This window comes from Pedobacter sp. JY14-1, assembly GCF_029269825.1.
Taxonomy (GTDB): Bacteria; Bacteroidota; Bacteroidia; order Sphingobacteriales; family Sphingobacteriaceae; genus Pedobacter.
Genome location: NZ_JARJHU010000001.1, coordinates 641,765 through 655,694, shown reverse-complemented (window position 1 = coordinate 655,694; position 13,930 = coordinate 641,765). Strand labels below are relative to the sequence as shown.

General features: G+C 50.5%; 10 protein-coding genes. 7 read left to right on the top strand and 3 right to left on the bottom strand.

The genetic code is table 11. From position 1 onward, the window contains the following. Positions 1-25: 25 nt before the first annotated feature. From P2W84_RS02825 to P2W84_RS02815, 3 genes are all read right to left on the bottom strand, one after another. Entirely contained in the window at positions 26-1,222 is a 1,197-nt protein-coding gene (locus P2W84_RS02825; RefSeq protein ID WP_276088587.1) for a FecR family protein, read from the bottom strand. A gap of 62 nt (positions 1,223-1,284) precedes the next feature. Beyond that, positions 1,285-1,866 carry a sigma-70 family RNA polymerase sigma factor gene (locus P2W84_RS02820; protein WP_276088586.1) on the bottom strand — a complete coding sequence of 194 codons (582 nt, stop codon included), beginning with the start codon at positions 1,864-1,866 and terminating at the stop codon, positions 1,285-1,287. Between the two features lie 6 nt (positions 1,867-1,872). Continuing rightward, a complete protein-coding gene (locus P2W84_RS02815) occupies positions 1,873-2,871 on the bottom strand; it encodes a glycoside hydrolase family 43 protein (RefSeq protein ID WP_276088585.1) in 999 nt (332 codons plus the stop codon). A gap of 420 nt (positions 2,872-3,291) precedes the next feature. Here P2W84_RS02815 and P2W84_RS02810 point away from each other — a divergent pair, with 420 nt between their 5' ends. Genes P2W84_RS02810 through P2W84_RS02780 form a run of 7 tightly spaced genes read left to right on the top strand, consistent with a single transcriptional unit; the run spans position 3,292 to position 13,720 of the window. Continuing rightward, positions 3,292-6,408, top strand: a complete 3,117-nt coding sequence (locus P2W84_RS02810) for a TonB-dependent receptor (RefSeq protein ID WP_276088584.1) — start codon at positions 3,292-3,294, stop codon at positions 6,406-6,408. A 51-nt stretch (positions 6,409-6,459) separates the two neighbouring features. After that, positions 6,460-7,785 (top strand): RagB/SusD family nutrient uptake outer membrane protein, encoded by a 1,326-nt coding sequence (locus tag P2W84_RS02805; RefSeq protein WP_276088583.1) that lies wholly within the window; start codon positions 6,460-6,462, stop codon positions 7,783-7,785. A 5-nt stretch (positions 7,786-7,790) separates the two neighbouring features. Next, complete coding sequence (locus P2W84_RS02800; RefSeq protein WP_276088582.1) at positions 7,791-9,155, top strand: DoxX family protein; 1,365 nt, start codon at positions 7,791-7,793, stop codon at positions 9,153-9,155. Positions 9,156-9,181: 26 nt separating this feature from the next. After that, positions 9,182-10,732, top strand: coding sequence for a hypothetical protein (locus P2W84_RS02795; protein WP_276088581.1), 1,551 nt, complete (start codon positions 9,182-9,184; stop codon positions 10,730-10,732). A gap of 4 nt (positions 10,733-10,736) precedes the next feature. Beyond that, entirely contained in the window at positions 10,737-10,952 is a 216-nt protein-coding gene (locus tag P2W84_RS02790; protein ID WP_276088580.1) for a DUF1731 domain-containing protein, read from the top strand. A gap of 10 nt (positions 10,953-10,962) precedes the next feature. Then, positions 10,963-12,411, top strand: coding sequence for an NAD(P)/FAD-dependent oxidoreductase (locus tag P2W84_RS02785; protein ID WP_276088579.1), 1,449 nt, complete (start codon positions 10,963-10,965; stop codon positions 12,409-12,411). Positions 12,412-12,463: 52 nt separating this feature from the next. Then, a complete protein-coding gene (locus tag P2W84_RS02780) occupies positions 12,464-13,720 on the top strand; it encodes a putative sulfate exporter family transporter (RefSeq protein WP_276088578.1) in 1,257 nt (418 codons plus the stop codon). The last annotated feature ends 210 nt before the right edge of the window (positions 13,721-13,930 follow it).

Below are 13,930 nucleotides of genomic sequence, written 5' to 3'. Positions count from 1 at the left end.
TAAATAATCAGTTAGTTGGTTTGGTTCAGGGACGGTTTGTATTTTGCGGTTCATGGTAAGATACGGTTAGCGTCTTACCGCTGACTTTTATGCGGAGGTGGTATAACTCTAGTATCCGGATCACTTCGCTGAGGCGGGTTTGCCTCGATATCTGCCCGGTGAAGTCAATATCGGGGAGTTCGCCTTCGTATGCTATATCTACATCATACCACCTGGCTATATTGCGCATGATATCTTTAATGTGGTCTCCCTCAAAGGAGAAGAGGCCGTTCTTCCAGGCAAGTTCCTTTTCCAGGTCTGCATTCCGCCGCACGAGTATATTTTTTTCCGATCGGCTTACCGAAGCCTGCTGGCCCGGGGCCAGGACCAGGGACCCGGTTCCGGCATATACCTTAACCGCGCCTTCGACAAGTGTAGTACGCATTGAAGGTTCATCCTCGTAAGCATTAATGTTGAAATGGGTGCCCATTACTTCTACAGTCTGGGTCCCGGATTTCACTCGGAAAGGATGTGAAGGGTCTTTGCTGACCTCAAAATAAGCTTCGCCGCGGAGTCCGACCACACGTTCACTGCCCCGGAACACTGCAGGAAAGGTGAGGGTAGAGGCTGAATTTAAAAACACACTGGTTCCGTCAGGAAGAACAACCTGATACTGCCCACCGTTAGGCGTACTGACCGCATGTTCCGGTACAGGCCCTTCGTTTTCCATGTTTTCCGGTGTTACAGTATAGACGAGCTGTCCATTTCCGGAGCCGGAAATCCTGATGCCTGCCTGGCGGGCGATTTCGCCGGACCTTCGGTCGTCAAGCACGATCTTGCGTCCCCCGGCCAGTGTCAGGATGGCTTTGTTGCCTCCGGGCCTGATGTTCTCGTCAATCTGTGCAGTAGCAGGCAGCGGGTCCTTCCCAGTGTTTAAAAAATATATGGCCAAAGACAGTGTCAGTAACAGCACCGCGGCAATACCTGCATATCTGTACCAGTTGATCCTGGGAACCGGTTTTACCGCCGGTTGCCGCTCACCGCCAATTGTGCTCAATATATTTTCGTGTATCCTGTCCTTCAGCAGGGCATAACCATGCTCATTTGCATCGGTCACCGCGTCATCCCGGTCCTCATACAAATTGTAATAAGCTTCAAGAAACCTGATCTCTTCCGGGCTTGCGTTACCGCCACGGTATCTCTCCAGGATTTTCAGGAAATAACTTTTTTTCTTTTGCTCCATGATGGGTTTTCTATATACAGGAGTCTGAAAAAAAAGATTAGCCCACGCGATTTAAAAAAAAATTACCTGACCGGGTACAAAAAGAACAAGATTTGCATAAGAATAAGCGACTTTCTTAATGTGGCGAGTGATTTTCCGAGTTGATTTCTAACAGTTTTGGGTGAAATGTTCAGTTTTTCTGCGATTTCCAGGCTGCTAAGGTCCTCATCGAAGCGTAGTCTGAATATGATGCGTTGCTGTTCGGGTAAATTTTCGATCAATTTCTGAAATGCAGCGTAAAACTCCCTGTAAGCAATGCCTGAATCAGCGGAAGCCGGCCCGCCGCTCTGTTCTTCCCCTGCATACGGCTGCAATGAGAGCCTTCCGGCCCGTTCAAAATACTTAAACACCCCATTCCGTGCAGAAACCCGCAGATAGGCTGACAGGTTTTCGATAGCGTCATCCGACGCCCTCAGCCAGAGCTGTACAAATACATCCTGGGTAATATCCTGTGCCTGCTGTTCATCATCCAGCCGCTTGAATGCCGCATTGTATACTTCCTTCCAGTAGCGGTTATAAATTACATCGAATGCCGACCTGCTGCCTTTTCCGATTTCAAGCAGCAGGTCGGCATCGCTAAATGTATTTAAATCCTCATGCGGCATAGGCCATTATCTGATGGGGCTGGCCGCAACGCCCTCGAACGTGATCTTTACCGGCTTTATGTGTCCGTTTTCGTCAAATTCCAGTTTGTCGATACAGGTTACCCTGTGGTTACCGTTAGTCTCGCCGAGCGGCCTGCGGTGGTATACAATAAAATATTCCTTTGTTTTCGGGTTTTGAATTACCGAATGGTGCCCGGCACCAGTCGCAACCGAAGGATCCTGTTTCAGGATTTTGTCGATACGCTCGAAAGGCCCCATAGGCGAATCCGCGATCGCGTAGGCCACGGAATAATCCGGACCTGTCCATCCGCCTTCGCTCCACATGAAATAATATTTACCGTTCCTGATGAACATAAAAGGGCCTTCCACATAACCTTTTGGCGTCACCTCTTTATAGGTAGTGCCGTCAGGGAAAGGCACAATACGCTTAAAGTCCTTGCTTAGTTTCACCACATTGCAATGTCTCCAGCCACCATAGTACAGGTAATACTGCCCGTCTTTGTCCCTGAATATATACTGGTCAATCGGCTGCGCACCATTATGGAACTTGTCAATCAGGGGCTTGCCCAGATAGTCTTTGAACGGGCCCTCAGGTTTGTCGGATACCGCAATACCGATACCGCCTGTCTCATTGTCATTCTGAATATCGTTGGCGCCGAAAAACAGGTAGTACTTACTGTCCTTTTTAATAATGGACGGCGCCCACATCGCTTTATGCGCCCATTTGACGTCTGCCTTGTCCAGCACTTTAGGGTGCTTCTTCCAGGTCACAAGGTCTTCGGAGCTATAAGCATCCATAAAGGTCTGCTCTTCATATTTTGCAGAATAGGTAGGATATATCCAATATTCCTTACCAAATATGGCGCCTTCCGGATCAGCATACCAACCCGGAAACACGGGGTTTCCGCTCTTTCCCTCAGGTTTAGACTGAGCGACAACATCTTGTTGTGTAAATAATGAAATGCCTGCAAAGGAGAGGCAGACGAACAATTGTTTAGGTTTCATTTTTATTCTGGTTTGGGCACCAGGCCCTTGGTGTAAATTTTACACAAGTTATCAAATTATATGCTGCTTTCAAAGAAAAAACGGATTGGCAGTACTTTCATGGCGCAAATTTAATTAAATCTACTAAATAGATAGATTTTATTTGTTTTTACTGAAAATGCCTTTATTTTTGTGCGGTGAAACCAATACAAATAAGAATCAGATGAAACAGATTTTACATTTCCAGTATGCTATAGCGCTCCCCGTACAAACTCGTCAATGGGTAACCTGCAGGTATTGTTGATGTATATCATTCCTTCTAAATAATAAAGACAGGACTTAGTCCTGTCTTTGTTCCGGCCCTCAGCAGAAACGCCAATCCCTTGCTGAAAGCCGCCAGTTTAATCAACAGATCAGTATTAATTAAAACTTTTTAAAGTTATGCAAATTTTTAAAAAGGACAGGCTTTTATTCGCGGCCTTGTTCTTCTTGCAACTGCTAGTATCCTATACATCATCCGCCCAGACCCAACCCTTAATTAACTCCACGCTGAAAGGCCAGGTTATCGATTCCCTGACCAGACAGGGTATTCCCGGTGTCAGTGTACACATTCTGGGTACCACCCACTCCGTACAGACTGACGGCGATGGTCATTTCAGCTTTGTCACCGGACAAAAATTTCCCTATACCCTTGACATCAGGCATATTTCCTATGAAAAGAAGGAGGTCATCGCGAACGGAAGCCCGATTACCGTTATACTTAAGGAAACTTCCAGCCAGCTCAATGACGTTGTCGTGGTAGGCTATGGTACCCAGACCCGCAAGAGTCTGGTCGGGTCTGTGGCAAAAATCAGCGCCACCGAGATCAGGGACATTCCGGTAGCCAGTTTCGATGCCCAGCTTCAGGGCCAGGCGGCCGGTGTGCAAGTGAGTACCTATTCAGGATCTCCCGGAGAAGGCGTAAAGGTGCAGGTACGGGGAACGGCTTCTATCAATGCCAGTAATGAACCCCTGTACGTCATAGACGGCGTATTTGTGAACAACAATTCACTTTCCACTTTAGACCTTGGCGGGAAGCGCACCTCTCCGCTTGCTGACATTAATCCGGCCGATATTGAAAGTATTGAAGTACTGAAAGACGCCAGTGCGATTGCCATTTATGGTTCCAGAGGAGCCAATGGCGTTATCCTGGTCAGCACCAAACGGGGCAGTTACAATTCCGGTACCAAATACAACCTGGAAATTTCCCATGGCTGGCAAAAGGCTGATCCAGACAGGTTGTGGAAACTTACTACCGGTCCCGAGCACGCCATGTTGGTCAACGAACAGTGGATCAATTCCGGAAAGGATAACCCGGCCCTGAACCAGACGTATGAAAACCGGCCCTTTCGTCCGGTCACGGAGGTGATCAACGGCGTTCCGGGCAGGGGCAACCCGGAAGATCAGCAGACCTATGACCGCCTGAGCCGGGTCTTTCGTACTGCAAATGTCAGCAATTATGATTTTAGTGTGCAGGGCGGCGCCGAAAAAATGCGCTACACCATCGGGGCGGGCTTTACCGATCAGGAAGGTATCCTGAAGCCTGCAGATTTTCAGAGAGGCAGCTTCAAGCTCAATCTCGACAGCAAACTTAGCGATAAGATCACACTCGGGTCCAGTAATGGCGCCTACCGCACTTTCCGTCAGCAAATCCGGGGCGGAGCCGGTCAGCAGGCCGGACACCTACTTGCCGCCTTGCACCATCCGACCTATTTGCCGCTTTACAACGCAGACGGCACTCCGGCCAGAGGCTCGCTATATGAGAACATTGACAACCTGACCAATACCGATGTCGTTAATATTTCTACGACCAGCATCCGTTATATCGGCAACCAGTTTGCCGAGTTTGAGCTTGCAAAAGGGCTCAAATTCAAGACTTCGGTTGGTCTCGACTATAATATCTACGATGAACGCGAGTTTTTCAATGACCAGACCATTATCGGCGGTGCGCCAAACCCACTTGGATATCGTAAGGACGTGCACACGACCAATTCCATCTTTTTGAACGAGCAGACACTTTCCTATAACCGCCAGTTTGGGGAAAGGCATAACCTGGCCCTGTTATTAGGCAACAGTATCCAGACAACAGACATACAGGTCGCGCAGGCGGTGGGACAGGGCTTTCCCAATAACTCCTTCCAGCAGATTTCCGCCGCATCAGTACGTACCGCCGATCAGCGCAGGTCAAAATCCACACTCGCCTCGTTTTTCGGCAGGGTGAACTACAGCCTTGACAATAAATACTTCCTGGAAGGTGTGCTCCGCGCAGATGGTTCATCCAAGTTCGGTGCGAACAACCGCTGGGGTTATTTCCCTGGTATCGGGGCCTCATGGCGGGCCAAACAGGAAGACTTCCTGAAAGACAATGAAAATATCTCTGAACTGAAACTCAGGTTAAGTGTGGGCTCGGCAGGTAATCAGAACGGCATTAACGACTATGCGGCCCTTGGTCTCTGGTCGGGAACCGCAGCCTACCCGGACAATCTCACCAGCGGGCCAAAGCCTGGTGTAGCTCCTGCCCAACTGGAAAACCCGGACCTGAAATGGGAGCGTACCACCACGTATAATGCCGGCCTCGACCTGGGTTTGTTCAAAGACAGGCTTTATATCAACCTGGACGCTTATTATAAATACACCACGGACGCGCTGCTCTATCTGCCTGTGCCGCAATCTACCGGTTATGGCAGTACCCTTGCCAATGCGGGCGAGGTCAGTAACAAGGGGATCGAATTGTCGGTTACGGGCAACATCATCAAAAACAGCAATTTCAACTGGACTGCCAACCTGAACTTTGCCAGGAATGTCAACACCGCGGAAAAACTGGTCAGCCCCATCACCTTTGAAGCCAGGGAATACCGTCGTACCGAGGAAGGCGCCCCGCTCGGCAGTTTCTGGCTCTACAAGCAGCTGTATGTAGACCCGCAGACAGGTGATGCCGTTTTTCAGCATGCCGATGGTACTGTCGGTACCACCGTTACTACCGCCGACCGCATGCTGCTCGGCAACCTGATCCCCGATTTCTTTGGCGGTATCACCAATAACTTTTCTTATAAAGGTTTTGACCTGAATGTGTTCTTTTCGTATCAGTACGGGAACAAGGTCTACAACTTCAACAAATATATCCTGGAAGGCGGCGGTACACGTGATGCTTCAAGATCGATCCTGGCCAGCCAGCTGAACCGCTGGCAAAAGCCCGGCGATATGACCAATACCCCAAGGCTGACCAGCGTAGGTAACAATTACAACATCGAGCAGAACAGCCGTTACCTGGAAGACGGTTCTTTCATCAGGTTAAAGGCGCTGACATTGGGCTACACGCTGCCCTCAACAGTAAGCAGGAGCCTTGGTCTGAATAAAGTACGAGTTTATGCGCAGGGTACCAACCTGTGGATTGCCACCAAATACAGCGGAGCCGATCCGGAAAGTTCCGGTAGTGCCGGGCAGAACCTCGACGGTCTGGATACCGCGACCCCGCCGCAACCAAGAGGCATCCAGTTTGGCGCAAGTTTAAATTTTTAACAGGCAGCGATCTACACTATTCCATTTATAAAAGATCAAAAACATAAGATCATGAAAACACATTATAAACTATTCCTGCTGTTCTTACTGGTACCGGTATTACTGGGGTCCTGCAAGAAATTCCTGGAGGAAACTCCATATGATACCATTCCTGATGATAACACCATTTACGACCGCTCCTCAGCAGAGGCCGCTGTACGTGGTGCCTACCGTTCCCTGGCCAGCCTGAACTACAGTGCAGGCTTTCAGAACACTATTCTGCAATCCGGCGGTGACGTGCGTTCGCTTAATAATGCACAGACCGACCTCAACATCATCAATTACAATCTGCGTTCTGATATCGCCTTCCTGTCTACCTATTGGGGCAACTTTTACAACACCATCAACCGGACCAATCATATTATCGAGAAGGTGCCTGCTGTAGTAGACAATAAGCTCTCGGACGCGCTGCGCAACCAGCTCCTCGGCGAAGCCTATTTCATCCGCGCCGTCTCTTATTTTGACCTGGCCCGCGTATTCGGAAATGTACAGATTTTTCTGAGCCCTACCCGGGTAGTGGCCGATAAGCTGGGTGTCAAACAAAGCACCCAGGCGGAAGTCTATGCACAGGTACTCGCCGATCTGAACAAAGCTGAGCCTCTGCTTCCGGCTACCGTGGTCCGTAACCGTGTGACCAAATCAACGGTAGCCGCTTTCCGGTCCCGCCTGTATCTCTACACCAAAAACTACGAACTGGCTGAAACCGACGCCAGCACCGTGATCAGCAATACCGCCTACAGGCTTATCAAACCTTTTGCCCTGGCAGCAGGTACTTCAGAGTCAGTGCTTGAACTTTCCTACAGTGTCAATGATGTCAATGCCGGTTATGCACAGTGGAATACCAGTAACCGCGCCCTTGAACCTAAAGCGGTGATCCATAACCTGCTCAACGATCCTGCGGTAGGCGGTGGCCGTAAAATACTTTCCGTGAAGAATGCCGCTGGTCAGTTCATTGGTGGTATCTATCCTACAAACACCTCCTCAGCTTACCTCATACGCACTGCAGAGGTATACCTCAACCGGGCAGAGGCCCGTGTCCTGAAAGCTGCGCCCGACTATATCGGTGCTATTGAGGATATCAACGTCGTCAGGATCCGCGCTGAGGTCACGCCGCTGCCCAATACCCTGACCAGGGACGAAATTCTGCTGGCCCTGGAAAATGAGCGCCGCGTCGAGTTTGCGCAGGAGCCTTTCCGCTGGTTCGATATTACCCGTACCGGCAGGGCAGAGGCCGTATTCGGGCTGAAGGACCCGAGGAAATACATCTTCCCGATCCCCGCAGGTGAGATCCTGGCGGACAAGTCACTTAACCAAAATCCTAGTTACGGAAAAGAATAATCATCATGAGTGAAATCCATTCCCAATCCAACAGCCAGCCCTTCCGCGAATGGAAGGACTGGGAAAAGCACCTCTTCCGGTTCTTCTTCATCTTCCTGGTCATCCAGATCATTCCCCTGGACTGGAAGTTCTACCACAAGCTGTTCAGTATCAATTGGCTGAACCTCCACTTTCACGACCTGTTTGAGCTGACCAAATACCAGCCGCAGTTCTTTGCCGCAACATCCACCGAAGGGTGGTATGGAGGCAGTTTCCTCAACTGGGCACTGTTTGCAGCAATAGCACTGGCCGGTGCAGCCATCTGGGCAAAGCTCGATGCCCATCGTAAAGAATATACTGTACTATACTACTGGCTTCGGGTACTTGTACGTTACCGGCTGGCCTTTGTGCTCATTACGTATGGTTTCATCAAGTTCTTCCCCTTGCAGATGCCATATCCCTCGCTCAGCAACCTGCTGACCAATTACGGGGATTTTTTTGCCTGGAAGATCTATTTCCAGACTGTAGCCATCGCGCCTAAATACGAATCATTTCTCGGGTTTGTCGAAATCCTGGCCGCCTTCCTGCTGTTCAACCGGCGCACCACCACCTTCGGTGTCGGACTGATCTTTGGTTTCCTGGGTAATGTTGCCGTGGCCAATGGTTTTTATGACATCGGGGAGCAGGTGCTCAGTACCTTCATTGTGCTGATGGCCGCGTTCCTGTTTGCCTACGATGTGCCCAGGTTGTGGGACCTGCTGGTGAAGGAGGTACCCGCAAGGGCCAACCGCTTCCACTACCGGTTTACCAGCCAGAAACTGAAAAATCTGCGTGCCGGGCTTCGTGTTGCGTTTGTGCTCTTTGCTGTGCTGTTCGCTTATAAGGCCTTTGATAATTATGTTCATGATCCGTATAAGGTTCCGCACACACCAGGGCTCAACAAAGCCTTCGGATATTACAACGTCAGGGAGTTTATCCTTAACAACGACACCATACCCTATTCAAAAACTGATCCCCGCCGCTGGCAGGATGTCGTTTTTGAGAAATGGTCTACGCTTACGATACGGCAGAACCGTCCGGTGAAAATTGACTTCAGCAGCGCAGAGGCAGTGCATGAAAAGGACATCGACCGCAATTACGAACTCGCCGGCTACTCAGGCCGTCATTACTTCTATTATGATGCCGATACCCTGAACCATACGCTGTCCCTGCAGAACAAAAATATCCACCACCGCAACGAGCGGCTGCAATTGAAGTATGAGCGGCCCAATGATTCCACCATCGTTCTCTCCGGTATCAACGAGAACCGTGATTCCATCCGCGTCACCCTGGCGAAGATCAATAAGAAATATATGATGTTCGAGGGCCGCCGCAGACCCGTTAAAATTTAACCGATCAGATGATTTAATCTATTCTTATGTCAGCATTAGACAACAGCCTGGAAATCCCGGCAGGACTTAAAGGCGATTATCAGCAACATGAAGACGCTGGCCATACCGGCAATTATACCCAAACAACCACAGGCGAGGCCGATGGCCGCAAGCCCTGGACGAAGATACAGAAAATCGCCTTCCGGATCGGCTTTCTGTACATGCTCCTGCTCTGTATCCCTTTATACACCAAATTCTACGAGGACCTGATCTCCCTGAAGTTTTCCAAGATCACCTATCATGATTTTCAGGCCATTGTGGCCTTCTGGCCACCCCAGATCGTAACCATACTTTCTGAGGAAGGTGTTTTCGGCCTGCTCAACTACATTAACCTTATCCTCACCTTCGGTATTGCCGTAGTGGGCGGGCTCATCTGGACAGCCCTGGATAAAAAATCTACCCAATACAGTAAACTTTATTACTGGATACGCGTACTGGCCCGTTATCGCCTGGCCTACGGGATGGTAGGCTGGGGACTGAAAAAGGCCTTTCCGATGCAAATGGTTTTTCCTACGGTAGGCATGCTCAATACACCTTTCATAGACATGGCGGAAAAAAAGCTGTACTGGTCTCACGTCGGCGTATCCTTCTGGTACACAGTTTTCCTGGGCTTCGCTGAGATCGTTCCCGGCCTGCTGCTGCTCAATCGCAAAACCTCGCCACTGGGTGCGGCCTTCGCTGCGGTGGTTACCTTCAACATCTGTATTGCCAACCATGCCTATGATGCAGGAGTAGCGGTACCGGCAGCTTATTTCGCCATTATCGGTATTTTTGTGGTCTGGTATGATCTGCCCAAGATCTGGAACCTGCTGGTCAGGGAACGGGATATCCAGCCTTACCGGTACAATCCTGTATTTACTGAAGGCTGGGAGAAAAAGCTGGTTTTCGGTATCAAGTGGGCCTTCAATTTCCTCTTCGTCCCCGTTGCCGCGGCACTCTGGGCTTATGGCTTTTTCTTCGGCAACAATTACAACATTCCCAGTACCCCTGGTCTGGCCGGAACAAAGGGCTATTATAACGTTACCGAGTTCAGGCTCAATGGTAAGATCGTTACTTACAGTCCCCAGGACTCCGTTCGCTGGCAGGACGCAACTTTTGAGGGCTGGTCATCCCTAAGCTACAGGACCAACCGCGGTGCCATTGCTGACCGCATGATCGGTTACTCACCACTAAGGGTCAAAAACGACAAGAAGAATAACCAGCTCAACCAGGTCAATACCCAGGACTCCGACCGGCTTTCCAAACTCAAAAAGAACCGCGACCTCGGAGTGACTCGCTGGGAAGTAGGCGGAATGGCCGGAGAACGCAGGTATTTCTTTTATAATGCGGATACGGTCAATAAAATCCTGTACCTGCAGAATAAAAATAAAAACCATCAGGATGAGACGCAGGTGCTGCACTACAGCAGGCCAAGCGCTGGCCGGATCGTCCTGCAGGGTATCAACGAATTCCGCGACTCCATTTATGTGGTCCTCGACTGTTCAGATAAAAGATATCCGCTGGTCGAAGGCAGGCAAAGTAAAGTCAGGGCTTATTAGGATTATGGTCGAAGAAAAAAAGGAAAAAATCATCCTCCTCAGGGCAGGCGCTACCAATACCGTCTTTATCGGCACGGAAGCTGAACTCGTTCTCTCCGGAAGGAGCGTCATTTCAACATTTTTGCAACAGAACGGATTTCAGTTCAAATATCCCTATCTTCACCATGCACTGGATGATTTACTGCCGGTAACGGCAGTTCCAAGATTTCCGGTACCGTAAAAAACAAAGCATGAGCACAACAGCGTATGACGCGATTGTTATCGGTTCCGGGCCCAATGGCCTGGCAGCTGCCATTACGATGCAACAGGAAGGACTTTCCGTGCTGCTGATCGAAGGAAAGGACAGCCTGGGCGGAGGACTGCGTTCCGCGGAACTGACCCTGCCCGGCTTCATTCATGACATTTGTTCTGCGATACATCCCCTTGCCCTGGGCTCACCTTTTTTTCAGACCCTTCCGCTGGCCGACCACGGGCTAAGCTATATCTATCCAGAAATTGCCGCCGCACATCCCTTCGATGACGGTACCGCTGCGTCGCTCGGCAGTTCGCTGGAAGAGACCGCCAGCGCCCTTGGCAAGGATGAACAGGCCTACCTGAAGCTCATGCGGCCGCTCGTTAACGACTGGCCGGACATCGCCGCCGATGTGCTGGGCCCGCTCAGTTTTCCGAAACATCCCTTAAAGCTGGCGCGCTTCGGGCTCGATGCCCTGACCTCGGCAAGCTTTCTCGCCCGGCGCTTCAATACGCAGGCGGCGAAAGGGCTTTGGGCAGGGATGGCCGCGCATTCCATACAGCCCCTGACCAACCTGACCACTTCGGCCATCGGGCTGGTGCTGATGTCAGCCGCTCACCTGAAAGGCTGGCCGATACCCGCAGGTGGTTCCAAAGAGATCGCGAACGCACTGGCCTCTTATTTCATCGCCCTGGGCGGCCGGATCGACACCGGCTTTTATGTCAGATCACTGGATCAGCTTCCTTCTGCAAAGGCCGTACTTTTTGATGTAACCCCACGGCAATTGCTGCAGATCGCAGGCCATAGGTTCTCATCCATTTACAAATGGCAACTGGAAAAATACCGTTACGGCATGGGCGTCTTCAAAATAGACTGGGCGCTCGACGGTCCGATTCCTTTTACAGCTCCCGAGGCCCGCAGAGCAGGTACGGTACATATTGGTAACACCTTTGAAGAAATCAAACTTTCTGAACAGCAGTGCTGGGAAGGCAGGCATGCGGAGCAACCATTCGTGCTGCTGGCCCAGCAAAGCCTGTTCGACGACAGCCGCGCCCCGGAAGGAAAGCATACCGCCTGGGCTTATTGCCACGTGCCCAACGGTTCCACAAGGGACATGACCGAAATCATTGAAAAGCAGGTAGCGCGTTTTGCCCCGGGCTTCCGGGACCAGATCATTGGCCGTCATACGATGAATACTTCTCAGATGCAGGAGCACAACCCCAATTACATCGGCGGAGACATTAACGGCGGCGTTATTGATATCGGTCAGCTCTTTACCCGGCCGGCATTGCGCAGCTCGCCTTACCGTACTTCCGCAAAGGGATTGTACATCTGTTCGTCATCTACGCCTCCTGGCGGTGGTGTACACGGCATGTGCGGATATCATGCGGCAAAGCGGGCGCTTAACGATATTTTCTCCATTAAACTTAACGGGTTCACTAGCTGAGCCCCGCTACATCCAGAAGAAGAACAAATAAAACCACAAATCAAACCAAATCATGTCAGAACAAAAGAAAATTAGCCTTCATGAAGACTGGGTCGTCGTTATCCTCGGTGCCCTGATCATTGTACTGTCACTCGGGGGTATCCTCCTGCCTGCACCAAAATTCGAATGGAGCAACACTTCGGAACTCTCTGCAAACGTATTCGCCGCGACCAACCTGCAGATCATCGGTCTGCAGTTCATCTTCGTTATCGTCGTGGCCTTGCTCGGCGCACTGCTTACCGGTAAACCGCTGACTGCTCACCTCAAAGCCTTTCCCATCGTCTATATACTTACCATTATAGCGCTGATCATTGCCGGCAATAGTCAGATTAAGTATTACGGATTGGAGGCTGTTATCTTCAGCCTGGTCATCGGTCTGCTGATCGGAAACCTGCTGGAACTTCCGGACTGGTTCAAATCCGCACTTTCTACGGAGCTCTACGTGAAGATCGGACTCGTCCTTTTGGGTACCGGCGTCATCTTTTCGGATATCCTCAAGGCCGGCTCGCTCGGACTGATCCAGGCGCTTGTTGTCGTACTTTCCGTCTGGTACTTTGCCTTCTGGCTCTGCAAAAAAATGAAAGTCGACGAGGAGCTGACCATGATGATCTCCAGCGCCGTATCCATCTGCGGGGTTTCCGCAGCGATCGCTACTTCCGGTGCCATCAAGGGGGATTCCAAAAAGCTTTCCTATGTGATTTCCATGGTGCTCATTACCGCTATCCCGATGATGGTCTTTATGCCCTACATCGCCAGTTATTTCAATTTCCCGCAGGCCGTTACCGGTGCCTGGCTGGGCGGTAGTATCGATACGACAGGAGCTGTCGTGGCTTCGGGCAGCCTGGTTGGCGAAGAGGCCCTGAAGATCAGTACCATCGTGAAGTTCTCGCAGAACGTGTTGCTCGGCATCGCCGCCTTTGTGATATCCGTGTACTGGACCTATACCCAGCATCCCGCCGGTAAGGATAAAGAAAACCGCCCTACGTTGAAGGTGATCTGGGAACGTTTCCCAAAATTTGTACTTGGTTTTATAGGTGCTTCGCTGTTGTTTTCGTTTTTCGTCTCGCCGGAAACCATTGGTTCTGTAAAAGGCAGTCTGAAGAGCCTGCAAGGGCTCTGGTTTGCACTTGCCTTTACCAGCATCGGCCTGGAAACCAATTTCAGGGACCTGTTCGGCTCCAACAGCAAAAAGCCGCTTTACGCATTTCTGATCGCCCAGGGGTTCAATATTGTCGTCACGCTGATCATCGCCTTTATCCTGTTCAGCTGACCTTCATACATAAGTAAACCACAGTTCGTACTGCCAGCATATTTCTAGCGTCTCAACTGCATGTCGAGTCCACGTTTTTTCCGTAAAAACGTGGACTCAACGTGGACTCAACACGGTCGGAACATGGACTCAATGGTAACGGCCATTGGATATCGTCTTATCAACCAAAGGACACGTCTTTTGGGATGCTAAGTTTTATCTGTTTAACTT

Coding starts and splice junctions, on each gene's coding strand:
- P2W84_RS02815 (WP_276088585.1), bottom strand. CDS start 2,871: ATGAAACCTAAACAATTGTTCGTCTGCCTCTCCTTTGCAGGCATTTCA.
- P2W84_RS02780 (WP_276088578.1), top strand. CDS start 12,464: ATGTCAGAACAAAAGAAAATTAGCCTTCATGAAGACTGGGTCGTCGTT.
- P2W84_RS02790 (WP_276088580.1), top strand. CDS start 10,737: ATGGTCGAAGAAAAAAAGGAAAAAATCATCCTCCTCAGGGCAGGCGCT.
- P2W84_RS02805 (WP_276088583.1), top strand. CDS start 6,460: ATGAAAACACATTATAAACTATTCCTGCTGTTCTTACTGGTACCGGTA.
- P2W84_RS02825 (WP_276088587.1), bottom strand. CDS start 1,222: ATGGAGCAAAAGAAAAAAAGTTATTTCCTGAAAATCCTGGAGAGATAC.
- P2W84_RS02795 (WP_276088581.1), top strand. CDS start 9,182: ATGTCAGCATTAGACAACAGCCTGGAAATCCCGGCAGGACTTAAAGGC.
- P2W84_RS02785 (WP_276088579.1), top strand. CDS start 10,963: ATGAGCACAACAGCGTATGACGCGATTGTTATCGGTTCCGGGCCCAAT.
- P2W84_RS02810 (WP_276088584.1), top strand. CDS start 3,292: ATGCAAATTTTTAAAAAGGACAGGCTTTTATTCGCGGCCTTGTTCTTC.
- P2W84_RS02820 (WP_276088586.1), bottom strand. CDS start 1,866: ATGCCGCATGAGGATTTAAATACATTTAGCGATGCCGACCTGCTGCTT.
- P2W84_RS02800 (WP_276088582.1), top strand. CDS start 7,791: ATGAGTGAAATCCATTCCCAATCCAACAGCCAGCCCTTCCGCGAATGG.